Here is a 22,622-nt window from a genome sequence, read left to right as displayed (position 1 = left end):
AATGCGCACCACTGGCGCGCACTCCCCCGGCGGGTCTGACCCCGTTGACACGCTGTTAGTTGAAATTGAGTCCCATGCGCTCCGCCACGGTATGCATGTCCTTGTCGCCACGGCCCGACAGGTTGGCCAGTACGATCTGGTCTTTCGGCAAGGTGGCCGCCAGCTTGGCCGCGTAGGCCAGCGCGTGCGACGATTCCAGGGCCGGGATGATGCCTTCGATATGGCAGCAATCGTGAAACGCCTGCAGCGCCTCGTCATCCGTGATCGACACGTATTGCGCGCGGCCCGAATCTTTCAGCCACGCATGTTCCGGGCCCACGCCCGGATAGTCGAGGCCGGCCGAGACGGAGTGCGTCTCGATGATCTGGCCATTTTCGTCCTGCAGCAGGTAGGTACGGTTGCCGTGCAGCACGCCCGGAAAGCCCGCCGTCAGCGAGGCCGAGTGCTTGCCCGTATCCAGTCCTTCGCCGGCCGCTTCCACGCCGATCAGTTTCACGTCCTTCTGGTCGATGTACGGGTAAAAGATGCCCATGGCATTCGAGCCGCCGCCGATGCAGGCCAGCACGTAGTCGGGCTGGCGGCCCGTCATTTCCGGCATCTGCACCAGGCATTCCTCGCCAATCACGGACTGGAAGTCGCGCACCATCATCGGATACGGATGGGGCCCGGCCACGGTGCCGATGATATAAAAGGTATTTTCGATATTCGTGACCCAGTCGCGCATGGCTTCGTTCAGCGCATCCTTGAGGGTCTTGGAGCCGGATTCGACGGGCACGACGGTCGCGCCCAGCAATTTCATGCGGTACACGTTCTGCGCCTGGCGCTTGACGTCTTCGCTGCCCATGTAGACCACGCATTCGAGGCCGAAGCGGGCGCAGATGGTGGCCGTGGCCACGCCATGCTGGCCGGCACCCGTCTCGGCGATGATGCGCGGCTTGCCCATGCGCTTGGCCAGCAGGGCCTGGCCGATCACGTTATTGATCTTGTGCGCGCCCGTGTGGTTCAAGTCTTCGCGCTTGAAATAGATTTGCGCGCCGCCAGCCATCTCGGACCAGCGCTTGGCGTGGTAGATGGGCGACGGACGGCCAACAAAGTGCTTGAGCTCGTAGCGGAACTCTTCGAGGAATTCCGGGTCCGCGCTGTAGCGCGCGTAAGCGTCCTTCAGCTCGGCCAGCGCGTGGGTCAGCGTTTCGGCGACAAACGAGCCGCCGTACGGGCCGAAGTGGCCGCGCAGGTCAGGAAATGGGTAGTCGGTAGCGTGGAACAATGCGGCGGCGGCGCCGGGCGCGTTGGTATGGTCATTCATGGTGGTTTCCTCTGGCAATGATGGCATCGGCATCCTGCACCGCGGCGATAAACGCGCGGACTCGGGATGCGTCCTTGATGCCCTTGGACGCTTCGACACCACTGCTGATGTCGACGGCGTAAGGGCGCACGCGCACCACTGCGTCAGTCGCGTTTTGTACGCTCAAGCCACCACTTAAAACGACCCGAGGCGCGAGTTCTTTTGGAATGAGGGACCAATCAAATACCTTTCCTGCACCGCCGTAGGCATCCACATAGGTATCGAGCAAGAGGCTGGAGAACAAGGGACTGGCGGCGCGATAGCGCTGTTCGTATTCTAGCAAATCTTCAAAGGAGGTGTCGGGTTTGACGCGGAACACTTGCGTAAAGGGCGTATTCACGGCGCCCGCCAGCGCGGCGCTGTGTTCGGGCGTCTCGTCGCCATGAAATTGCAGCAGGGACAAGGGCGCCACGGCCCTGGTGGCCCGCACCTCGTCCAGCGTGGCATTGACGAACAGGCCCACCGTCGTCACGTAGGGCGGCATGGCGGCGATCAGGCTGGCGGCCTGCTGCGGCGTGACGTAACGGGGGCTTTTCGGATAAAACACGAAGCCGATGGCGTCGGCGCCCGCGGCCACGACGGCCTGGATGTCTTCGGCGCGGGTCAGGCCGCAGATCTTGGTGCGTGTGCGAGGCATGGCAATCCTTTACTTGATTTGATGCAGATCAAAACCAGGGCAAAGCGCTACTACTGTCTTGCGGCAATGCCCATTTCGGATCGTAATCGATCTGCGCCAGGTACAGGCCGTCCGGCATGAAGGTGGGCGCCGCCGCGTGGCGGTCTTTACTTTCAAGCAAATGCCCCAGCCAGTCCGGCTTTTCGCGCCCCGTACCGATGTAGACGAGCGAACCGACCAGGTTGCGCACCATGTGGTGCAGGAAGGCATTGGCCGTAATGGTGAAAATCACGCAATCGCCGCGCCGCTCGATGCGGATATCGTGCATCAGCTTGACGGGCGACTTGGCCTGGCATTGCGCGGCACGGAAGGCCGTGAAATCGTGCCAGCCCAGCAGCGGCTGCACGGCTTGCCGCATCAGTTCCACGTCCAGCGGACGGAAAAAGAAACCGGCGCGCCCTTCCACCAGCGGCGAACGGGTGGCGTTGTTGTACAACACATAATGATAGGTGCGCGCGCGCGCGCTGAAACGGGCGTGGAAGAAGTCATTGACCGTCGGATCGCCTTCGAGTTCCTTGGCCCAGCGCACGGCGATGGATTTCGGCAGGAAGGCGTTGACGCCGCGCACCCACGAATGCACGTCGCGGTTCAATTCCGTATCGAAATGCACGACTTGCTCGAGCGCATGCACGCCCGTATCCGTGCGGCCGGCGCACGTGGTGGCCAGGCGCACGCGGGCAAATTGTTCCAGCGCGTTTTCCAGCTGGTCCTGCACCGTTTGCCCGTCTTCCTGTTTCTGGTATCCATGCCAGGCCGTGCCGTCGTACTGCAGGCCGAGGACGATACGCTTCAATGGCGTTGCTGTCGTAATATTTTGCATCGAAGCATTATACCGGCGCAAAGGCGGCCCCGCCTTCCGGCCACACAAGCGCCTGAGACGGCGTTCAGGGCAAGGCGCGCGGTCGAAGACAGTACGAATAGTACAAGGTGAACGCCATGACCGTGCAACGCCGCCATGGACGTCGTATCAGGTGCTTAACTGAGCAAAGCTCTCATGGTATTCGCTTTCTTCACCTGCTCTTCGCTGCCGCCCTTGATAACCTCATCGATCAGCTCGCGCGCGCCTTCCTTGTCGCCGATTTCCTGGTAAGCGATCGCCAGGTCCAGCTTGGTATCCATTTCCATGTGGATGGCCGACAGCGGGTCGTCCACGCCAGCGCTGGCCGTCTTGCCATCGTTGAGGTCCAGGTCGATGCCGGACAGGTCGAATTCCTGTGCCGGCGGTATGGCTTCCGGCAAGGTGGCGGGCGTTTGCGCGTCGTCGAACAGGCTGTCGAGGGAAGGCTCGGCCGCCGCGACCGGCGCGGCAGCTGGCGCCACCGGTTCGTCGAGGTCGAAATGGGCCAGGTCGACATCCTTCAACGGATCAGGCAAAGGCGTCAGGCCGGCGCCTACGCCATTCACGGGACCGGCTGGCGGCTCGAGGTCCAGGCCGAAATCCATGCTGGCGTCATACTGCGCATCCTGCGCGGCGGAGACCGGCTTGCTGTCCGGTCCCGGCATGACGATCGGGTCGCTGGTGGAAACGGGCTCGAAATCGAGGCTGTCGAGGTCGAAGTCGAGGGGCGCGCGCGTATCGCGGGCCGTCACGGAGGACACGGGCTCGGCGGGCGCCAGGTCAGCCGCCGGCGCTGACTCAGGAGCAGACAGATCGTCGGACAAGTCCATGCTCTGGCCATGCAAGTCGTCGCCCGCAGCCTTGCTCAGGCTGACAACGGCGTCGTCTTCCGTATCGCCATACAGGGGATTGGTGGGATCGAGCGCCAGGCCCAGCGCGGCCGCCTGCGGCCACTCCTCGCCCTGGCCACGCGTCAAGCTGTACAGCTCGCTGGCCTGGTCTTCAAATGCGCGCACGTCGTTGCGGGCCGAATAAATCTCAAGCAACTTCAGGCGGGCCGCATGGCGTTCCGGGTGGATACGCAAGGCTTCCTTGAGGATATCTTCCGCCTGGCCATCGCGGCCGTAGGCGATATACACGTCCGCTTCGGCGACCGGGTCCGTTTCATTCGCATCGAGCATGCTGGCACCCGCTACGGCGGCCACGCCGGCAGCGGCGGCACCCGTGCCGAACAGGTGGTTGCTCGCTTCGGACTGCTGGTCTTCCGGCGCCAGGCCGGCCGGCGGCGTCACCGGCGCTTCCGGCTCGAACACGGGGGCAACATTGTCGGTGGGCGGCGGCATCTCCTTGCGGCGGCGCGCAATCACCAGCGCGGCCACGGCGGCCAGCAGCGCGGCCAGGCCGATGCCGATGGCACCCATATGGTCATTGATCTTGTCGGCGAAGGTCGGTTCCAGCGGCGACGGTTTTTTCACTAGCGGCACCGGTTTCGCCTTCGGCACGGGCGGCTGCGCCTCGGCGGCCGGGGCAGGAACGCTGGCCGGTGCGCTGGCAGCGGTCTCGGCCGGCTTGGCGGGCGCCGGGGCGCTCTTGTCCGCCATGGCCTTGCTCTTGACCGCCATCAACTTTTCCAGGTCGCTGACGTTCTTTTCCAGCTCTTTGACGCGCGCAGCAGCTTCATCGACCTGCTTCGCCTTGGCGATCTTGTCTTCCTCGCTGGCGACGGCGCTCTTGCCGGCCGACTTGGCCGCTGGCTCCGCCTTCGACAGTTTCAGCTTGTCTTGCGACTCGCTCACGGCCGTCGGCTTTTCCTGCACCTTCGTCGCGCCGATCTTGCCAGCCGTGCTTTGCGTCGCTTGCGCCGCCTTGGCCGGCTTGCTTTGCGACACCTGGCCCGCCAGCTTGTTGCGGTAGGCTTCGAAATCGATGGCGTGCGCCGTCACGATGCCCTTCGCTTCAGCCGCGCCCGTGGCGCGCACGGTGTCCGCGCCCGGCACGGCCAGGATGCGTCCGGCCTGCATGCGGTTCATGTTCTCGCCCTTGAAGGCATCGGGATTGGCGCGGTACAGGGCGACGAGCATCATGTCGAGCGAAACGCCCGAAGGCTTCAGCTCGCTGGCGATGCGGCTCAGGGTATCGCCCGCCTTGACCTTGTATTCGCCTGCCGCCTTTTTCGCGGCCGGTGGCGCAGCATCGGCCGCGGCAGCCGGTTTGGCCTTGCCTGGCTCGACTGGCGCCGTCACTTGCGCGCCGCGCGTCTGGCGCGCCTCGGGCGTGTCGAGCACAAACGCATATTCGCGCACCTGGCGACCGCTCTTGCTGCTCAGCTCCAGCAAAAGATCCACCATGGGTTCGGCCACCGGTTGCGCCGAGCTGATGCGGATGAAGGGCTTGCCATTGCGGTTTTCCACGGCAAACGTCAGCGCGTTCAGGGCGGGATTGAATTCCACGTTGGCCTGGCGGTAGGCGTCCGGCGGCGCCAGCTTGGCCAGCAGGTTCGCGGCCTCGCCTGGCTTGACGGCCGATAATTCGACCTCGGCGCGCAGCGGCTGACCGGCGGCGGACAGCACCGTGATCTTGCCCAGCTCGGCTGCGGATGCCGCCGGTGACAATAACACCGCACAGGCGACAGCACTGCTGAGTGTTTTAATGGCAAGGGAGGCGACCCGGGGACGAGTGTGTACAGGCATAGTTGGCGGCATCTTAGTTGACATGGGAAAACTGTTACTTTTCCAGAGGTATCAACATATCATCATGCCCAGAGCTATGCAAGCTCCGCATCGTTGAGCCTTGAGGGGCTCAGGACGAAAAAAAAGCCGGGAAAACAGCCCCGGCTTGATCTGGATCAGCAATTTATTACTGATTTATTGCCCTTACGCGTCCAGCAGGATGCGCAGCATGCGGCGCAGCGGCTCGGCCGCGCCCCACAGCAACTGGTCGCCCACGGTGAATGCGGACAGATATTCGCCGCCCATGCTCATCTTGCGCACGCGGCCGACAGGAATCGTCAGGCTGCCCGTGACGGCCGCCGGCGACAGGTCGCGCACGGACGCTTCGCGCGTGTTCGGCACGAATTTCACCCATTGATTGTTGCTGGCGATGATGTCGTTGATTTCATCGAGCGGCACGTCTTTTTTCAGCTTGATGGTCAAGGCTTGCGAATGGCAGCGCATGGCGCCGATGCGCACGCACAGGCCGTCCACCGGGATTTCCTTGGTGCCAAAGTCGATGCCGCGGCCCAGGATCTTGTTCGTTTCCGCGCCCGCTTTCCACTCTTCCTTCGACTGGCCGTTGCCCAGGTCCTTGTCGATCCACGGGATCAGGTTGCCGGCCAGCGGCGCGCCGAATTGCTTGATTTCATCCGGGGAATAGCCGTGCTGGGTGGCCAGCACCTGGCGGTCGATTTCCAGGATGGCGGAAGCCGGGTTGTCCAGCAGCGCCTTGACGGAACCGTTGATGGTGCCAAATTGCGTCAGCAGTTCGCGCATGTGCTGCGCGCCGCCGCCCGATGCCGCCTGGTAGGTCATCGACGTCATCCAGTCGATCAAATCGTGCTGGAACAGGCCACCCAGGCCCATCATCATGCACGACACGGTGCAGTTGCCGCCGATGTAATTCTTGACGCCCTTGCCCAGCGCATCCTTGATGACGTGCAGGTTGACGGGGTCGAGCACGATGACGGCGTCTTTTTCCATGCGCAGGGTCGATGCCGCATCGATCCAGTAGCCATTCCAGCCCGCTGCGCGCAGCTGCGGGAAGACAGCGCTCGTGTAGTCGCCGCCCTGGCAGGAAATGATGATGTCGCACTTGGACAGTTCGGCGATGTTGTTGGCATCCTTGAGGATGGTTTCATTCTTCGCCATGGCCGGCGCCGCGCCGCCCGTGTTCGAAGTGGTGAAAAACACCGGTTCGATATGGGCGAAATCGCCCTCTTCCTGCATGCGCTGCATCAGGACCGAACCGACCATACCGCGCCAACCTACCAAGCCAACTAATTTCATTACCATTCCTCAAGATGAGACGGCGACTGCCGTCATTAGACTATTTTATCCCAGCGCTTTTACAACTGCATCACCCATCGCCTCGGTACCGACCAAAGTCGTGCCCGCTTCATGGATGTCGGCCGTGCGCAGGCCCTGCGCCAGCACTTGCTTGACAGCAGCCTCGATACGGCTTGCCTGCTCTTCGCGGTTGAGCGAATAGCGCAGCATCATGGCCGCCGACAAGATCGTCGCCAGCGGATTGGCGATGCCCTTGCCCGCGATATCGGGCGCCGAGCCGTGCGACGGCTCATACAAGCCCTTGTTGTTGGCGTCCAGCGAAGCCGACGGCAGCATGCCGATCGAGCCCGTCAGCATGGCGGCCGCATCCGACAGAATGTCGCCGAACATGTTGCCGGTCACCATGACGTCGAATTTCTTCGGCGCCCGCACCAGCTGCATGGCCGCGTTGTCGACATACATGTGATCGAGCGCCACATCCGGGTATTCCTTGTGCACGTCGGTGACGATGTCTTTCCAGAACTGGAAGGTTTCCAGCACGTTCGCCTTGTCCACGCTGGTGAGGCGCTTGTCGCGCTTTTGCGCGGCCTGGAAAGCCACGTGGGCGATGCGGCGGATTTCCCCTTCCGCATAGCGCATGGTGTCAAAACCTTCGCGCTGGCCCTTGAACGGACCGTCCGGGCACTCGCGCACGCCGCGGGGCTGGCCGAAATAGATGTCGCCCGTCAGTTCACGGATGATCAAAATGTCCAGACCGGACACCACTTCCGGCTTCAGGGTCGAGGCGCCCGCCAGTTCCGGATACAGAATGGCCGGACGCAGGTTGGCGAACAGGCCCAGGTTCTTGCGCAAGCCCAGGATCGCCTGCTCCGGACGGAACTGGCGCTCCAGGTTGTCGTACTGGTAGTCGCCGACAGCGCCGAACAGCACGGCATCGGCCGCTTTCGCCAGGGCCAGGGTGCCTTCCGGCAAGGGATGGCCATGGGCCGCATAGCCGGCGCCGCCCACGGGCGCCGTTTCCAGCTCGAACGATTCGCCCAGCACATTCAAGACCTTGACGGCTTGCGCGACGATTTCAGGACCGATGCCGTCGCCGGGTAAGATTGCAATTTTCATATTTTAATCGTTTAAATGACGTTGGCCAGCCAGGGCTGAGCAGAAAGATGGCGTTCTTCGAAGGCGCGGATATCGTCGGCGTGGCGCAGGGTCAGGCCGATATCGTCGAGGCCATTCATCAGGCAATATTTGCGGAAGGCGTCGATCTCGAACGGATACGAGACGGAACCATTGCTGGTGCGCACGCATTGCTGCTCCAGGTCCACCACCAGCTTGAAGCCGGGGAAAGCCTTGACTTCATTGAACAGGTGCTCGACCTGGCTTTCCGACAGCACGATGGGCAGCAAGCCGTTCTTGTAGCAGTTATTGAAGAAGATATCGGCAAACGATGGCGCGATGATGGCGCGGAAGCCATATTGATCCAGCGCCCACGGCGCGTGCTCGCGCGAGGAGCCGCAACCGAAGTTCTTGCGCGTAAGCAAGATCGAAGCGCCCTGGTAGCGTGGCTCATTGAGCACGAACTCCGGATTCAGCGGACGGCGGCTGTTGTCCTGCCCAGGCTCGCCATGGTCGAGGTAGCGCCATTCATCGAACAGGTTGGGGCCGAAGCCGCTGCGGTGGATCGATTTCAGGAATTGCTTCGGGATAATCGCGTCGGTGTCGACGTTGGCGCGGTCCAGCGGGGCGACCAGGCCTTCGTAAATCGTAAATTTATCCATGCTGTTTCTACTCGGTAGGACGCGCGGCGCGGGGCGCCGGCACGTCGCGGTTTATTTTCCGCCGGCGCCAGTGACGACCTGGCCGACTTTCTGCACATCGCGGCCGATGCCGGAGACGGTGTTGCAGCCAGACAGGATGACGGTGGCGATGAGGAGGGCGAAGAGTTTTTTCATGATGATTTCTTGATAGTAAGTAAGGGACCGGGAACGCTAGTGTAAACCAGCGACGCCGGTCCCTGCCGTCATCGCAATCCCCGCACGTCGACAAAGTGGCCGGCGATGCCTGCCGCCGCCGCCATCGCGGGCGACACCAGGTGGGTACGGCCGCCCTGCCCTTGCCGGCCTTCGAAGTTGCGGTTCGACGTAGACGCGCAGCGTTCGCCCGGCTCCAGGCGGTCCGCATTCATGGCCAGGCACATGGAGCAGCCCGGCTCGCGCCACTCGAAGCCGGCATCCTTGAAGATGCGGTCCAGTCCCTCGCGCTCGGCCAGGTCCTTGACGAGGCCGGAACCTGGCACCACCAGCGCCAGGGTGACGTTCGAGGCGCGGTACTTGCCGCGCACCACGGCGGCCGCCGCACGCAAATCCTCGATGCGCGAATTGGTGCAGGAACCGATGAATACCTTGTCGATGCGGATGTCTTCGATGGCCGTGTTGGGCTTGAGGTTCATGTAAACCAGCGCCTTTTCCATCGCATCGCGCTTGACGCTGTCTTTTTCCTGGTCGGGGTCCGGCACGCGGCCATCGACGCCGATCACCATCTCGGGCGAGGTGCCCCAGGTCACTTGCGGCACGATGTCTGCCGCGTTGAGCGTGACGACCAGGTCGAAGCGGGCGCCAGGGTCCGAATGCAGGGTGCGCCAATAGGCCACGGCGCGCTCCCAGTGCGGACCTGCCGGGGAAAACGGACGGCCCTTGACGTAATTGATGGTGGTGTCATCCACGCCGATGATGCCGGCCCGTGCGCCCGCCTCGATGGCCATGTTGCACACCGTCATGCGGCCTTCCATCGACAGCGCGCGGATGGCCGAGCCGCCGAACTCGATACAGTAGCCCGTGCCGCCGGCCGTGCCGATCTTGCCGATGATGGCCAGCACGATATCCTTGGCCGTCACGCCGGCCGGCAAGGCGCCGTCGACTTGCACCAGCATGGATTTGGATTTCTTTTGCAGCAAGGTTTGCGTGGCCAGCACGTGTTCCACTTCGGACGTGCCGATGCCGTGCGCAAGCGCGCCAAACGCGCCGTGCGTGGACGTGTGCGAGTCGCCGCAGACGACCGTCATGCCGGGCAGGGTCGCGCCCTGTTCGGGGCCGATCACGTGCACGATACCCTGGCGCTTGTCGTTCATGTTGAAGTAGGTCAAGCCGTAGTGCTTGGCGTTCTTGTCCAGCGTTTCCACCTGCAGGCGCGAGACCGGGTCGGCAATGCCGTCGACGCGGCTGGTGGTGGGCACGTTATGGTCGGCCACGGCCAGGTTGGCGGAAATGCGCCACGGCTGGCGGCCCGCCACGCTGAGGCCATCGAAGGCTTGCGGGCTGGTGACTTCGTGCAGCAGGTGCCGGTCGATGTACAGAATTGTCGTGCCATCATCTTCGGCCCGAACAACGTGGGATTCCCAAAGTTTGTCGTAAAGCGTCTTCATCATGATTTATGCAGCGTTGCCACAGCCTGTTTAAGTGATCAAGTGATACCAGTTCATACGGTGATCCACAAGGATTATGCCATATATTGGGAAATACAGAACCGAAACAGGCAAAAGCGTGGGATTGGCGATACAAAGTTTGGCCGCATTGTTCGATATGAGCTGGAAATTGCCGATATCGGCTTATCAGCGCCATCACAAGCCCATCCGCATGCGGCTTGCCGAAGGACTGACGGCGGCGGCAGAAAGGCATGTTTTTTCCTCAATCTTTCGTGTATTGTGTTTCGACAATAATGACCGGCGCACGCGCGCCACCACACTGGGGACTTCGATGAAACTGAACTTGTTGGCGCTGGCCGCCCTGACCCTGGCCGGCGCCCATGCGGCGGCGGCCACGCCGGGAGAAACATGCGTACAGGACTTGCGCGCCATTGCGCCCTTCCTGCTGGAAAATGACACGGGCGCGCGCCAGCACCTGGAACAAAAAGGACAGGCGTATTTCGACCTGGCGCTGGCCACGGCCACCACGGCGGCGGCCGGCGCGGCCGATGGTCAGGCCTGCGATGCGGTCCTGGAAAACTATGCGCGCATGTGGCGCAAGGGCCACCTGCATGTGAAGCCGGGCAGCGCGCTCGATATCGCCAAACCGGCGCCGGCACGGCCCGCCGCGCCGGGACAGGCGGCAGCATCGAAGGAACCGGCGCTGCGGATATTGTCGGACTCGACTGTACTGCTGACCTTGCCCAGCTTTCACGGCAGCTACCGCGCCGCCGTGGCCGCCCTGCTCGATACGCATCGCTCGGCACTGGCGGCGCGCCCCAACTGGATCCTCGACGTGCGCCGCAACGGCGGCGGCAGCGACAGCACGTATGCGCCGCTGCTATCCTGGATCAGTTCGGGAGAGATCGTCCGCATGGGCGCCGAATGGCTGTCCACGCCGGCCAATATCGCAGGCCAGGAAAACGTCTGCGCGCTGCTGGCACCCGGCGACCAGGCCTGCACCGCCTTTGCGGCCCAGGCCGTGACGCAGATGCGCAGCGTCAAGCCGGGCCAATATGCGCCGCAGCAAAGCAGCGGCACCATCAGCTATATGCGCGCGGACACGCCGGAACCGCGCCGGCCTGCGCGCGTGGCCGTGCTGGTCGACCGCGACTGCGCCAGCTCCTGCGAAGAATTCCTGCTGGCGGCGCGGCAAAGTTTTCATGTGAAATTGATCGGCCGCAACAGTTACGGTGCACTCGACTACTCCAACCTGCGCCTGCACGCCCTGCCATCGGGACAGCGCCACCTGCAATACGCCACCTCGCGCTCGGCCCGCTTGCCGCAGCTGCAGGTGGATCTCGGTGGCATCATGCCCGATATCTACCTGCCGCCACCGAAGGACGAGGCGGAGCGCGCTCAGGAAGTGCTGCGCGTGCAGCGCTGGCTTGAAGGGGGCACGCTACGCCCGGACAACATCTGACATCGCTGGCGCCATAAAAAAAGCCCGCTATACCTGGCGGGCTTTCTAATGAATAAGGCAAGACTTAGGCTGCCAACCGGACGCTCCCCCGGCACCCATCCATCAGGAACGACAGGCCGACAACCAGCACCAGCTCGCCCTCGGCCGAGCGGGCCGTACCCGTGATGCCTTCCACGGTGATGGCCGTCATCGGCTTGATCACCAGGTCGGCCGTGCCATCGACGGCTTCCACGGCCAGGATGTACGGCTGTGGCGCAGCGACCACGATGCCGACACGCTCGCTGCACGATTCGTAGCCCAGGGAGCCAGCCAGCGACCGCACGGGCAATGGACGGCCCTGGTCTTTCAGCACGGGCGCGCCGCCCACTTCCATAAAGGTTTCCGGCAATTCGACGACGCGTTGCACCACCGCCATCGGCAGCGCCAGCGCGGCACCCGACGTCGACACCAGCATGGTCGGCACGATCGACAGTTCGATCGGCAGGCGGATGGCAAATTTCGTGCCCTTGCCCAGCGCCGACTCGATATGAATGGCGCCGCGGTTTTTCTCCACGGCCGTTTTCACCACGTCCATGCCCACGCCACGGCCGGAGACGCTGGACGCGACTTCCTTGGTCGAGAAGCCCGGCAGGAACACCAGCTGGAAGCATTCATCATTGCTCAATTGCGCGTTTTCGCTGATCAAGCCCTTTTGCTGGGCCTTGCTGCGCAGGAAGGCCGGATCCATGCCCTTGCCGTCATCCTGCAGCACGATCATGACACTGTTGGCTTCCTGCCATGCCTTCAGTGAAATATACGACTTGGCGGGTTTGCCGGCAGCCAGGCGCGCTTCCGGCGATTCGACGCCATGGTCGAGCGAGTTGCGCAGCATGTGCACGAGCGGATCGTACAAGCTGTCGACCACCACTCGATCGACTTCCGTCTCCGCGCCCTCGATGGTCAGCTCGACATCCTTGCCCAGGTCCTTCGCCAGCTCGCGCACCAGGCGCGGGAATTTCTGGAACAGACGGCCCACGGGCTGCATGCGCGTGGCCAGGGTGGCCCGCTGCAGTTCCGTCGAGTAGCGCGAAGCGCGTTCCAGGGTTTCCGCCAGAGTCGCCATCAGGGTGGCGGCCTGGCCTTCGAATTTGAATTGCAGCAAGCGCTCAAGCAGCACGGCAGCCTGGTTGGCGGCCTGCACGGATTCGCCGGCCACTTCCAGCAGGGCGTCGAGCTTGACGGCGTCGACGCGGATGCTATCTTCCTTGACGGGCGCGGCATGGCGCACTTCCGGACGCTCTTCGCGTCGTTCGGCGCCATCCCAATTCTTGGCGGCCGGCTTGGCGGCAGCGGCAGGGGCTGGCGCGGCGGCCACGACGGCAGGTGCAGCGGCGACGGCGGACACCGGCGCGGCAGCGACCCGGCTGCCCTCGGGCACGACGGCGTTATACATGCCTTCCCAGTCCAGGCCATCGGCGCCGGCGGTGGAAACGGCGGCGACGGGCGCGGCCACGGCAACTTCTGCGACCTCGGCAACGACCACGGCCGCTTCCGCCACCACGACGGCGGCCGGCGCAGGCGCGTCCATGCCCTTGCCTTCGATGGCGTTCGTCAGGATATGTTCCAGCTCTTCCGGCATGGCCGGCAAGCTTTCCGGCGCGGCGCCATTCGCCAGTTCCGTCAGCTGGTCAGCCACGAAACCGGACGCTTGCAGCGCCGCCTCGATGGCGATGGGGGTTACCGGCGCGGCGCCCGTGCGCAAGGCGTCAAACAGGTTTTCCGTCAGATGGCAGGCCGCCACCAGCGCGGGCAAGCCCATGAAGCCGGCGCCACCCTTGATGGTGTGGAAAGAACGAAACACGGCATTCAGTGTTTCCTTGTTGTCAGGATCACGCTCGAGGCGCAATAAGTGCTCTTCAACATTAACCGCAAGATCCATCGCCTCAACGACGAAATCTTTGAGCATATCGTCCATTAGAATCCCAAATCCGCAAGAAGGTCGTCTACATTATCCTGGTCCAGCGCCACCGACGGCACGGACGGGCCCTGCATCAGCGGCACCGGCTTTTGCGCCAGCTTTTCGCGCACCTCGGCCGGCGCGTTGTCGCGCAGCAGCTGAGCCAGCTCGTGCTCCACCGTCTTCGTGATGTTGACCACTTTTTTGATCAGCTGGCCCGTGATGTCCTGGAAGTCCTGGGCCATCATGATTTCCAGCAAGCGTGCTTTTTCCGCTTCCGTTGCTTCGGCAACGGCTTGCGCGAACTGGCGTGAATCGCCGGCCAGGGCCTTGAATTCTTCCAGGCTCAGCTTGCCATCGAACAAGGCTGTCCAGCGGCTGTCCATGTCCTTGGCTTTCTTCGACAGCACGTCTTGCGCCGGCATGCCTTCGTCGAGCGTATTCAGGACCTTGTTGGCGGCCTGCTCCGTCAGGGTGGCGACATATTCCAGGCGGTCCTGAGCGTCGACGATCTGCGACGACGCTTCCGTCAATGCCTTGTCGTAGCCCAGTTCGCGCAGCGAGTCGTGCAGCAGGCGCACGATGCCGCCCAGGCGCTCGAACATCGGCTTGTCGGACTGGTCGACCGGATCGGCCGCTTCGCCAGGCGCGCCGGCGCCGGCCACGGGGGCCGCTTCCGCTGCGGCTGGCGCGGCAGCCACCGGCGCCGCTGCGGCTGCAGCTGCCGGTGCGGCGGCGCTGGCCGACACGGAGTCGAACAGCGCGTCAAAATCGTCATCCGCGATCACGGCGGGAGCGGGCGCGGCGGCAGGCGCCGGCGTGGCTGCGGCCGCGCTTTGCGCGGATACTTCATCGAATAATGCATCGAAATCATCAGCGGCGTTGGTCATATCCCTGCTTCTCCATAATTTGTCAAAATTCCGCCTGAACTGTGCGTTTTACAGACTGATACCCACAATTTCTCGATTAAGATGATTTGAGGCAATACCGCTGCGATGGTGCGAGTGTAGCAGGGCGCCGCCCTGTTGGTAAATCTCAAAACGCGCTTCCCGGTGCAAAGCGGGCCCACAAGAGCTTTTCCGCCAGGAAATAAGTGTTCCTGCTGTTGTATTTTGAAATACTACCATTGGCGTGCGTGCAAGACCACGCGCCGCACACGAAATCCTGCCCGCGGGCGCCTGCGCAACAGCGCCATATGGATATCGCTGGGACATCGTTGCACCTTAAACACGATCTTTCTGCCAATGTTGTCTATACTGAAGGTGCAGTAGTATTGACAATTATCAAGTCTTTACATGAATACAATGCTGCCGCCACGTCTACAATAAGAGGCGTTGCGCGCGCTGAGTCATCGCCAAAGGACCTGCCATGTATAAGAAAATTCTGATCGCCACGGACGGCTCCACCGTCTCCAACTTGACGGCCTGCGCCGGCGTTGCCTTTGCCGAACAGATGCACGCCGACATCCTTGCCGTGTACGTGGCACCCGAGTACCAGTACCCGGTGTATATCGAAATCATTCCGCCAAGCTATCCCAGCGAAGAGGAATACCGCATCGCCATGCGCAAGGCGGGCGCCGACCACTGGCAGCCCATCCTCGACGCGGCTGCCAAGCGGGGCCTGCAGGCGACGGGCTTGACGGCCTTTTCCGACAGCCCGGCCCTGAAAATCGTGGAAGTGGCGCAATTGCAGCAATGCGACCTGATCTTCATGGGCTCGCATGGCCGCAGCGGCTGGGGCCAGTTGCTGCTGGGCAGCGTCACCAACAAGGTGCTGTCGCACTCAAAATTGCCCGTGCTCGTGCATAGGCTGATCAAGGAACCCCCGGCAAAATAAGGGGTCACATGGCCACGGAGGCCGCCGTTGCCGGCACAGCAAGAAAAAGGCAAACGTGCGGCCACTTCAGTTAAAATGACAACATTTCTCGTTTCTTAACATTTGATTGTCCGGTAACGGACACAGCAGATTACACGCCACCAGATTGCCCGCCTATGATACGTATTGTGATTGCCGACGACCACACCATCATGCGTGAAGGATTAAAGCGCATCCTTGACGGCGCGCCGGATATCGACATCGTGGGTGAGGCCATCGACGGTTTTGAAGTCCTCAACCACGTGCGCCAGGGCGGCTTCGACCTGCTGCTGCTCGACCTGTCGATGCCGGGCCGCAGCGGCGTCGACCTGATCCGGCAAATCCGCAGCGAGGCGCCCAAGCTGTCCATCCTGATCCTCACCATGCACGAGGAAGAGCAATATGCGGTGCGCGCCATCCGCGCCGGCGCGCAAGGCTATCTGACCAAGGAAAGCGCGGGTACCCAGCTCGTGGGCGCCATCCACAAGGTGGCGTCGGGACGCCCCTACATCAGCGCCGAGGTGGCGGAGCAGCTCGTGCTCAACATCATGATGCCGAATGAAAGCTTGCTGCATAAACAGTTGTCGGACCGCGAGTTCGAAGTCTTTTCCCTGCTGGTGGCCGGCAAGTCGATCACGGAAATTGCCAACAATCTTCATCTGAGCGTGAAGACGGTGAGTACGCACAAGACGCGCATCATGCAAAAGATGGGCATGAGTTCCCTATCGGAAATGGTCCAGTATGCCGTCGCGCACCGCCTGCTATCGCCCTTCAAGACGTGATCCTCCTGGCGCGCGTCCGCGCGCCAACTGTAGGAACAATCCTACCTCACCTACCGCAGCTCCTACTGCCATATTCAGCCACTGCTGATATTAATTGCATACGGTTGTTGGCATACTGAAACCAGTCATCAAGTTGCTGGAAAGTTATTTCATCACACAGCAAGTCTTCAGCGAATTGAGCATTACCTGCCTGGACGCGCGCCGCCGACCCTTGCCCGCCCGCCGCCCCGAGCACCCCGTCATTCAACTCTGAACTACCTGTCACCAGGAGATGAACATGCTGTCCACGCAAACGCCCGACACCCGCGCTGCCTCACCGTCGCTGGCCCCCTCCTCCCCGATGGAAGCGGGACGCCAGCGCCAGGGCCGGCTCTGGTCGAACCTGAAGGAGGTGTGCGACCTGCTGCATATCTCCAGCGCCTGCACCATCGCCGCTGACGAACTGCTGTTCCAGCACGTGCAATTCAAGACGGGCCAGCGCGTGCATACCATCGGCCAACCGTTCGACACCCTGTACATCGTCAATTCGGGCTTCCTGAAAACCGTGCTCATCGATGAATTCGGCAATGAGCAGGTACTCAGCTTCCCCATGAAGGGCGACATGCTGGGCGTCGACGGCATCCACTCGCGCCATTACTCCTCGGAAGCGGTGGCCCTGTCCGACTGCGACCTGATCCTGCTGCCGTTCAAGAAGCTGACGGCGCTGGGCAGGGTGCACCTGGAACTGGAAAACGTCATGTATGGCGTGATGAGCCGCGAACTCGTGCGCGAGCAAGCCATGATCGGCATGCTGGGCGCCCTCAGCGCCGAAGCCCGCGTAGCGCGCTTCCTCGTCTCGCTGGCCGACCGCTTCGCGCAGATGGGCTATTCGAGCAAGCTGTTCAACCTGCGCATGACGCGCCATGAAATCGGCAGCTACCTGGGCCTGACCCTGGAAACGGTCAGCCGCACCTTGTCCGCATTCAATGAAATTGGCCTCATCACGGTTGACCAGCGCACCATCGGCATCAAGGATCCGGATGCCCTGAAAACCCTGCGCCGCTTGCCGCCGTCGCGCTCGCGCGCCAAGCAGCTGGCCGCCGCCAAACTCAAGGCCGATACCACCGCGGCCGCCACCGCCTCGGCGCAATTGCTGGCCACCATTTAGCGCCATCCCGATTTCTTCAAGCTTGGCACAGGCTTGGCCCGGCCAAGGCGCGCAACGCCTTGCCGGGTCTTTTTTGCGGCCACTCCCCTTCCGCGCCGCGCCAGCGGCCACCTTTGCGCAGCAGCATCTTCCACGCTGCCATCTCACCGCAAAAAAGCGCGGATTCCACACAAATAAGCCTTGCTTTTCGGGCCACATTCAACAATAATGCAAATACGAATCATTCTCAACTGAGATAAAGAAAGCCCAACATGCAAAGCTCAAAACCAGCCTTGATCCAGGATGCCGCTACCGCCCACGTCCGTCCTCCCGTCAGCATGGCCCAGCCGGCGCGCCGCATTACCAGCGAAGCGCTGCTGCAGCAGGGCCGCGAAGTGGAGATTGAGCACAGCGGCAAGATCTATCGTCTGCGCGTCACCCAGTTGAACAAGCTGATCCTGACTGCCTGAAGCAGCACGGCAGCCAGTCACCACACTCGCCAGCCAGTCGCGCTCCGTGCGCGCAGCCAGCCAAACCACCGCACAGGAGTGTTTGATGGCGAACGACCGACCTTCCACGATGTTTCCTTCCCCGCAAGGCCAACAGCCTGAATTGCTGCTGTCGGCCGTGCTGCATCTGATGTCGCACTACCATGCGGGCAGTCCCTGCGAGAAACTGGCCGGTGTCATCGAACGCCATCTGCAAGTGCTGTCGAATTCGCCCAGCCTGGGCCCCGTGCTGCAAGCGACGTGCCAGCAGCTGTCGCAGCAGTGGGCCGCCCTGGTGGTGCTGCACCGGCCCGCGCCGCCGAAGACCACATTGCTGGAGCGCCTGGCACGCATGCTGAGCGCCAAGCGCCCTGCCTCGCCCCTGCCGCAATAATTTCTCTTCAACACTGCCACCGCCCAACAGGATACCGCCATGTGTGACAAAGACCAGTCCTTGCCCGTCATCAGCAATTGTTCCAGCGACGGAGCCGAAACGGCCGCGCTCGCTTCGCGCCGCCGCCGGCTGTGGGAACTGTCGCATACCTGCCATTGTCCGCTGGTCGGCGTGGGCTTGCCATTGGGCTACCTGCGCAAGCTGGTGGGCAAGATGACGGGCGGGCGCGTGCTGGCAGACGACTACGAAGTGCACGTGGGCGCCGTGACGGAATGCGGCGCGCGCAACCGCCTGTCCGAAGCGCTGCAAAAGGAACTCGAACGCCGCTACGCTCCCGTCATCCTGCGCTTTCGCGGCGCCAAGACCACGGAGCAGGTAGCGCAACTGTGGCGCACGGCCGTCGCCAACGGCGACGTGTCGGGCGCCTTCTGGGCTGGCCTGACGCACCCGCGCTGCGATGCCGAGCTGGAAGAGCAGATGTGCAGAGACTTGCACATGATCCAGCACCAGGCCGGCGCCTGCGTGCGCGCCGACATGGGCAAATTTACGGCCTTGCAGGAAGAAAACGCGCGCCTGGCGCATGAACTGGCCAAGCTGCAACAGCGCAGCCAGGCCGCACTGATGGAAAAAACGGGTGAGCTGGAGCGTCAGGAAGCCGTGCTGCTGCGCACGCGTGCCGAGGCCATCGGCAAGGATAGCGTGATCGATGGCTTGCGCGCGGAACTGGCGCAATTGCAGGCCGCCATCCCGGCGCTGGAATCGCGCACGCGCCTGGTCGAACGCCTGGCGCAAATGGATGAGCGCGAAAAGGAATTGCGCCAGCAAATCGCGGAATTGAAACAGGCCCAGCCACGCCCAAGCGCGGCCGTGCCGCCACCGGCACCGAAGCTGGAAGTGCCGACCGGCGGCAAGCTGAAAATGCCGATCCGCCTGGTCGATCAAAGCGTCCTGTGCGTGGGCGGGCGCAGCGGCAATGTCGCCACCTACCGCGCCCTGATCGAGCGGGTCGGCGCGCAATTCGCCCACCACGACGGCGGCCTGGAAGACAATGCCAACCTGCTCGATTCGAGCCTGGCGGCGGCCGACCTGGTGATTTGCCAGACGGGCTGCATCAGTCACAGCGCCTACTGGCGCGTCAAGGATTATTGCAAGCGCACGGGCAAGCGCTGCGTCTTCATCGACAACCCCAGCATCTCCAGCCTGGCACGGGGCTTGCAGGAAGTCAGTGGCGAGATGGAGCCAGCCGCACTGGACGCCTCCGACTAAAACCTAGGCCTGCAACTCGCGCGCGATGGCTTCGCGCAAGATCGCATCATCGGTCGTGGTGTCGGGCGCGAAACGCCCCACCACCTTGCCGTCCTTGCTGATCAAAAACTTCTCGAAATTCCACAACACGTCGCTCGGCTGCTCCTGCGTGATGCCGTAACCGGCCAGCTTGGCGCGGAAATCGCTGCCCGGCTTTTCCTGCGCCCGCGGCTGCTCTTGCACCAGGCGCTGGTACAGCGGATGCTGGCCCGGACCCTTGACGACGATTTTCTCAAACATGGGAAATTGCACGCCAAACGTGCCACGGCAAAAGTCCGCGATCTCGGCATTGGTGCCCGGCTCCTGCGCACCGAATTCATTGGCGGGAAAACCGGCCACCACCAGGCCCTCGGCCTGCTTGTCGGCGTAGAGTTTTTCCAGTCCTTCGTACTGCGGCGTCAAGCCGCAGGCGGAGGCCACATTGACCACCAGCACGACCTTGCCGCGATAGGCGTCCAGGCTGGTGGGTTCGCCATTGATGCGGCGCAAGGGAATGTCGTAAATGCTGTCGCTCATGATGTGTCTCCTCGGATGAAACAATCATGATAGCCGTGTGTGCGCGAACGCGCTGGCGGCGTCAAAAACTCAATACACGTCGCGCCGGTAGCGCCCTTCGGCCGCCAGCGCGTCGAGCGCGGGCCGACCCAGCATCTCTTGCAGGGCCTGGTCGACGCCGCCCGCCATACCGGCCAGGCTGCCGCAAATGTAGATGGCGGCGCCCTGTTCCAGCCACAGTTTCACCTCGTCGGCATTGCCGCGCAGGCGGTCCTGCACGTAGGTCCGCTCCGCCTGGTCGCGCGAAAACGCCAGGTCCAGGCGCGGCAAGTCGCCGCTGGCGTGCCACTGTTCAATTTCATCGCGATAATGGAAATCGTGGGCCAGGTTGCGCTCGCCAAAGATTAGCCAGTTGCGCCGCTGCCCCGCCAGCACGCGGCTCTTCAGATGGCCGCGCAAGCCGGCGATGCCGCTGCCGTTGCCAATTAAAATCAGGGGCCGCCGGGCATTGTCTTCCAGGCGGAAACGTTTGTGCTGGCGCAGGCGCAGCTGCACCACGTCGCCGACCTTGGCTTGCGCCGTGAGCCAGCCCGAGGCCAGGCCCAGGCTGCCATCGGGATGCGCATGCTGGCGCACCAGCAAGTGCACGCCGCCATCATGCGGAATCGAAGCGATCGAGTATTCGCGCGGCTGCGACGGGTCGGCCGGGGCGGTCACCTGCACCAGGTCGCCCGATTGCCAGTCAGGCAAGCTGCCCGCCACCGGCGCCAGTTCCACGTGGTAGATGGCGCCGCCGGCGCTGCCAGGGTTGAGGTGGCGCCGCTGCGTCAAACGCCAGTCGCCAAAAGCGGGGGCGCTCCAGTCGGGCGCGTCGCTGGTGCCGGCCAGGTGGCTCAGGTGCTGGAACCATTGCTCGATGGCGGCGCTGGCGCTGCGGTCGACTTCGATGCGTTCGAACAGGCGCGACCCGCCCTGCGCCGCCAGCCAGGCATCGAGCGCGCGGCCGAAGCCGCAATAATGGCCATAGCTGCGGTCGCCCAGGGCCAGCACGGCATAATGCAATTGCGGCAGCGCCAGCTCGCCCGTCATCAGGCGGCCCATGAAGGCGGCCGCATTGTCGGGTGCGTCGCCTTCGCCATACGTGCTGACCAGGAACAAGGCCCGCTCGGCTTGTTGCAGATCAATGGCCGTGACGTCGGCCAGCGCACACAGGCGCACGGGGATGCCGGCCAGTTGCAGGCTCTGCGCCGTTTGCGTGGCCAGTTCCTCGGCATTGCCCGTCTGGCTCGCGTACGCCACCAGCCAGGCGGGATTGTTGGCCAGCGCCGCCCTGGCGGCGTCGGACGCGCGGCGCTTGGCGCGCGCGCGCAGCCAAGGCGCCAGGCACACGCCCGCATAACTGAGGGACAGGGCGGCCAGCAAGGCCAGCCGCGTCGTATCGTGCGTAAAAATCATGGAATCAATCGTTCATTCGTCGAGCATGGCCAGCATGTGGCTGCTCAGCGTTTCGTGGTAGCCCTCGCCGTTGCGCTGCAGGAAGCGCGCGGCCAGGCCCTGCTCTTCGGCCAGCGCCATGCCGGCTTCCGGCCCCAGCACGGTCAGGGCCGTCGACCAGGCATCGGCCGCCATGCATTCGGCATGCACGACGGTGACGGAAGCGAGTTGATTGGCGATCGGCATGCCGCTGCGCGGATCGATGGTGTGGGAGAAGCGAACTGTCCCGTCCTGGAAGAAACGCCGGTAGTCGCCCGAGGTCGCCACGGACAAGCCGTGCAGCGCCAGCAGCATTTCCGCCGGATGCTGTGCAGCATCGGCGCTATCGACCTGTTCCAGCATGACCCACCACGGCTGGCCATCGGGCTTGCTGCCAGCGCCGCGCAGCTCGCCGCCCACTTCCACCAGGTAATGGTGGATACCCTGGCTTTCCAGATAGCGGGCCAGGCGGTCCACGCCGTAACCCTTGGCCACGGCGGACAAATCGAGCTGCAAGCCGCCCGGCTGGCGCGCGCGGCGGGCCGGCAAGTCGAGTTCCAGGCGGCGGCGCTGGCGCTGCGCCAGCAGCAGCGCCACGGTATCGTCTTTTGGCGGCAGGAAGCCAGGCTCGTCATAACGGTTGCGGGGGCCGAAGCCCCACAGGTTGACGAGCGCGCCCGCACCCGGGTCGTACGCGCCGCCGGACGCTTGCGACACGTGCATGGCAAAGCCCAGCACCTCGCAAAACGCGGCGGGCAGGCTGTGCCAGCTGCCAGGCTCGGCCCGGTTGAAGCGGCCCAGGTCGGACTCGTCGCTCCAGTGGCTCATTTGCGCCACCACCAGATCCAGCTGCTGCTGCAAGCCCTGCTGCAAGTCGGCGCTGCCCGCGCGTCCCGGCATGACGGACTCGAGCAAGCGTACCGACCAGCTGGTACCCATGCTCAGGCCGCGCAAGTCCCGGATCGCGGCGCCGGGCGGCGCGACCTGATCGGAAATATGCTGCGGCAGCAGGACCCGGCGCATCGGCGC

21 protein-coding genes are annotated in these 22,622 nt (G+C 63.3%); 7 read left to right on the top strand and 14 right to left on the bottom strand.

What is annotated here, in order from left to right; all coding sequences use genetic code 11:
* Positions 1–55: 55 nt before the first annotated feature.
* The 9 genes from trpB to leuC form a co-directional block, all read right to left on the bottom strand.
* Positions 56–1,306: a tryptophan synthase subunit beta gene (trpB, locus tag IGS58_RS05765; RefSeq protein WP_230520857.1), complete on the bottom strand. Its 1,251-nt coding sequence runs from the start codon at positions 1,304–1,306 to the stop codon at positions 56–58.
* Entirely contained in the window at positions 1,299–1,982 is a 684-nt protein-coding gene (locus IGS58_RS05760; protein WP_230520856.1) for a phosphoribosylanthranilate isomerase, read from the bottom strand. The genes trpB and IGS58_RS05760 overlap by 8 nt, the downstream gene beginning before the upstream one ends.
* A 28-nt stretch (positions 1,983–2,010) precedes the next feature.
* Positions 2,011–2,841 carry a tRNA pseudouridine(38-40) synthase TruA gene (truA, locus tag IGS58_RS05755; protein ID WP_174718108.1) on the bottom strand — a complete coding sequence of 277 codons (831 nt, stop codon included), beginning with the start codon at positions 2,839–2,841 and terminating at the stop codon, positions 2,011–2,013.
* A 155-nt stretch (positions 2,842–2,996) separates the two neighbouring features.
* A complete protein-coding gene (locus IGS58_RS05750; RefSeq protein WP_230520855.1) occupies positions 2,997–5,477 on the bottom strand; it encodes a FimV/HubP family polar landmark protein in 2,481 nt (826 codons plus the stop codon).
* Positions 5,478–5,732: 255 nt separating this feature from the next.
* Positions 5,733–6,860, bottom strand: a complete 1,128-nt coding sequence (gene asd, locus IGS58_RS05745; protein ID WP_071653756.1) for an aspartate-semialdehyde dehydrogenase — start codon at positions 6,858–6,860, stop codon at positions 5,733–5,735.
* A gap of 45 nt (positions 6,861–6,905) precedes the next feature.
* The gene (leuB, locus tag IGS58_RS05740) at positions 6,906–7,976 is read right to left on the bottom strand and encodes a 3-isopropylmalate dehydrogenase (protein WP_099388745.1); all 1,071 of its coding nucleotides are present in this window, start codon (positions 7,974–7,976) and stop codon (positions 6,906–6,908) included.
* Between the two features lie 11 nt (positions 7,977–7,987).
* On the bottom strand, positions 7,988–8,635 hold the full coding sequence (leuD, locus tag IGS58_RS05735; protein ID WP_034783435.1) for a 3-isopropylmalate dehydratase small subunit: 648 nt from the start codon (positions 8,633–8,635) through the stop codon (positions 7,988–7,990).
* Between the two features lie 51 nt (positions 8,636–8,686).
* Positions 8,687–8,809: a lipoprotein gene (locus IGS58_RS05730; RefSeq protein ID WP_010400408.1), complete on the bottom strand. Its 123-nt coding sequence runs from the start codon at positions 8,807–8,809 to the stop codon at positions 8,687–8,689.
* A gap of 68 nt (positions 8,810–8,877) precedes the next feature.
* Positions 8,878–10,281, bottom strand: a complete 1,404-nt coding sequence (leuC, locus tag IGS58_RS05725; RefSeq protein WP_230520854.1) for a 3-isopropylmalate dehydratase large subunit — start codon at positions 10,279–10,281, stop codon at positions 8,878–8,880.
* A 328-nt stretch (positions 10,282–10,609) separates the two neighbouring features.
* Between leuC and IGS58_RS05720 the strand changes: the two genes are divergently transcribed.
* Entirely contained in the window at positions 10,610–11,740 is a 1,131-nt protein-coding gene (locus IGS58_RS05720; RefSeq protein ID WP_230520853.1) for a S41 family peptidase, read from the top strand.
* Positions 11,741–11,804: 64 nt separating this feature from the next.
* Here the strand turns inward: IGS58_RS05720 and IGS58_RS05715 are convergent, their stop codons facing one another.
* Positions 11,805–13,694: a chemotaxis protein CheA gene (locus IGS58_RS05715; RefSeq protein WP_230520852.1), complete on the bottom strand. Its 1,890-nt coding sequence runs from the start codon at positions 13,692–13,694 to the stop codon at positions 11,805–11,807.
* Positions 13,694–14,566, bottom strand: a complete 873-nt coding sequence (locus IGS58_RS05710; RefSeq protein ID WP_230520851.1) for a protein phosphatase CheZ — start codon at positions 14,564–14,566, stop codon at positions 13,694–13,696. The genes IGS58_RS05715 and IGS58_RS05710 overlap by 1 nt, the downstream gene beginning before the upstream one ends.
* A 478-nt stretch (positions 14,567–15,044) precedes the next feature.
* Here IGS58_RS05710 and IGS58_RS05705 point away from each other — a divergent pair, with 478 nt between their 5' ends.
* The 6 genes from IGS58_RS05705 (at position 15,045) to IGS58_RS05680 (ending at position 19,586) form a co-directional block, all read left to right on the top strand.
* Positions 15,045–15,512 carry a universal stress protein gene (locus tag IGS58_RS05705; protein WP_070260284.1) on the top strand — a complete coding sequence of 156 codons (468 nt, stop codon included), beginning with the start codon at positions 15,045–15,047 and terminating at the stop codon, positions 15,510–15,512.
* 155 nt (positions 15,513–15,667) lie between these two features.
* Positions 15,668–16,312, top strand: a complete 645-nt coding sequence (locus IGS58_RS05700) for a response regulator (RefSeq protein WP_034783426.1) — start codon at positions 15,668–15,670, stop codon at positions 16,310–16,312.
* 340 nt (positions 16,313–16,652) lie between these two features.
* Positions 16,653–17,459 (top strand): Crp/Fnr family transcriptional regulator, encoded by an 807-nt coding sequence (locus IGS58_RS05695; RefSeq protein ID WP_034783488.1) that lies wholly within the window; start codon positions 16,653–16,655, stop codon positions 17,457–17,459.
* 251 nt (positions 17,460–17,710) lie between these two features.
* A complete protein-coding gene (hemP, locus tag IGS58_RS05690) occupies positions 17,711–17,908 on the top strand; it encodes a hemin uptake protein HemP (protein ID WP_034750559.1) in 198 nt (65 codons plus the stop codon).
* Between the two features lie 85 nt (positions 17,909–17,993).
* Positions 17,994–18,320, top strand: coding sequence for a hypothetical protein (locus tag IGS58_RS05685; RefSeq protein WP_230520850.1), 327 nt, complete (start codon positions 17,994–17,996; stop codon positions 18,318–18,320).
* Between the two features lie 39 nt (positions 18,321–18,359).
* Complete coding sequence (locus IGS58_RS05680) at positions 18,360–19,586, top strand: DUF2325 domain-containing protein (RefSeq protein ID WP_151096628.1); 1,227 nt, start codon at positions 18,360–18,362, stop codon at positions 19,584–19,586.
* 3 nt (positions 19,587–19,589) lie between these two features.
* Here IGS58_RS05680 and IGS58_RS05675 read toward each other — a convergent pair whose 3' ends face one another.
* The 3 genes from IGS58_RS05675 to IGS58_RS05665 all read right to left on the bottom strand — a co-directional run bounded on the left by IGS58_RS05675 (position 19,590) and on the right by IGS58_RS05665 (position 22,616).
* Positions 19,590–20,141 (bottom strand): glutathione peroxidase, encoded by a 552-nt coding sequence (locus IGS58_RS05675; protein ID WP_070260294.1) that lies wholly within the window; start codon positions 20,139–20,141, stop codon positions 19,590–19,592.
* A 69-nt stretch (positions 20,142–20,210) separates the two neighbouring features.
* Complete coding sequence (locus tag IGS58_RS05670; protein ID WP_230520849.1) at positions 20,211–21,575, bottom strand: sulfite reductase subunit alpha; 1,365 nt, start codon at positions 21,573–21,575, stop codon at positions 20,211–20,213.
* A 12-nt stretch (positions 21,576–21,587) separates the two neighbouring features.
* Positions 21,588–22,616: an FAD:protein FMN transferase gene (locus IGS58_RS05665; protein WP_230520848.1), complete on the bottom strand. Its 1,029-nt coding sequence runs from the start codon at positions 22,614–22,616 to the stop codon at positions 21,588–21,590.
* Positions 22,617–22,622: the final 6 nt, after the last annotated feature.

Source organism: Janthinobacterium sp. EB271-G4-7A, assembly GCF_020858075.1.
Lineage (GTDB): Bacteria > Pseudomonadota > Gammaproteobacteria > Burkholderiales > Burkholderiaceae_D > Janthinobacterium > Janthinobacterium lividum.
Note: the sequence above shows the minus strand (reverse complement) of the source record. Positions and strands in the feature narration are given on the sequence as shown.

Excerpts from the sequence above, each read along its gene's own strand:
- IGS58_RS05700 (WP_034783426.1), top strand. The coding sequence starts at position 15,668 with ATGATACGTATTGTGATTGCCGACGACCACACCATCATGCGTGAAGGA.
- IGS58_RS05665 (WP_230520848.1), bottom strand. The coding sequence starts at position 22,616 with ATGCGCCGGGTCCTGCTGCCGCAGCATATTTCCGATCAGGTCGCGCCG.
- asd (WP_071653756.1), bottom strand. The coding sequence starts at position 6,860 with ATGAAATTAGTTGGCTTGGTAGGTTGGCGCGGTATGGTCGGTTCGGTC.
- IGS58_RS05675 (WP_070260294.1), bottom strand. The coding sequence starts at position 20,141 with ATGAGCGACAGCATTTACGACATTCCCTTGCGCCGCATCAATGGCGAA.
- truA (WP_174718108.1), bottom strand. The coding sequence starts at position 2,841 with ATGCAAAATATTACGACAGCAACGCCATTGAAGCGTATCGTCCTCGGC.
- IGS58_RS05685 (WP_230520850.1), top strand. The coding sequence starts at position 17,994 with ATGGCGAACGACCGACCTTCCACGATGTTTCCTTCCCCGCAAGGCCAA.
- hemP (WP_034750559.1), top strand. The coding sequence starts at position 17,711 with ATGCAAAGCTCAAAACCAGCCTTGATCCAGGATGCCGCTACCGCCCAC.
- trpB (WP_230520857.1), bottom strand. The coding sequence starts at position 1,306 with ATGAATGACCATACCAACGCGCCCGGCGCCGCCGCCGCATTGTTCCAC.
- IGS58_RS05760 (WP_230520856.1), bottom strand. The coding sequence starts at position 1,982 with ATGCCTCGCACACGCACCAAGATCTGCGGCCTGACCCGCGCCGAAGAC.
- leuB (WP_099388745.1), bottom strand. The coding sequence starts at position 7,976 with ATGAAAATTGCAATCTTACCCGGCGACGGCATCGGTCCTGAAATCGTC.
- IGS58_RS05715 (WP_230520852.1), bottom strand. The coding sequence starts at position 13,694 with ATGGACGATATGCTCAAAGATTTCGTCGTTGAGGCGATGGATCTTGCG.
- IGS58_RS05680 (WP_151096628.1), top strand. The coding sequence starts at position 18,360 with ATGTGTGACAAAGACCAGTCCTTGCCCGTCATCAGCAATTGTTCCAGC.
- leuC (WP_230520854.1), bottom strand. The coding sequence starts at position 10,281 with ATGATGAAGACGCTTTACGACAAACTTTGGGAATCCCACGTTGTTCGG.
- IGS58_RS05710 (WP_230520851.1), bottom strand. The coding sequence starts at position 14,566 with ATGACCAACGCCGCTGATGATTTCGATGCATTATTCGATGAAGTATCC.
- IGS58_RS05720 (WP_230520853.1), top strand. The coding sequence starts at position 10,610 with ATGAAACTGAACTTGTTGGCGCTGGCCGCCCTGACCCTGGCCGGCGCC.
- IGS58_RS05730 (WP_010400408.1), bottom strand. The coding sequence starts at position 8,809 with ATGAAAAAACTCTTCGCCCTCCTCATCGCCACCGTCATCCTGTCTGGC.
- IGS58_RS05705 (WP_070260284.1), top strand. The coding sequence starts at position 15,045 with ATGTATAAGAAAATTCTGATCGCCACGGACGGCTCCACCGTCTCCAAC.
- IGS58_RS05670 (WP_230520849.1), bottom strand. The coding sequence starts at position 21,575 with ATGATTTTTACGCACGATACGACGCGGCTGGCCTTGCTGGCCGCCCTG.
- leuD (WP_034783435.1), bottom strand. The coding sequence starts at position 8,635 with ATGGATAAATTTACGATTTACGAAGGCCTGGTCGCCCCGCTGGACCGC.
- IGS58_RS05695 (WP_034783488.1), top strand. The coding sequence starts at position 16,653 with ATGGAAGCGGGACGCCAGCGCCAGGGCCGGCTCTGGTCGAACCTGAAG.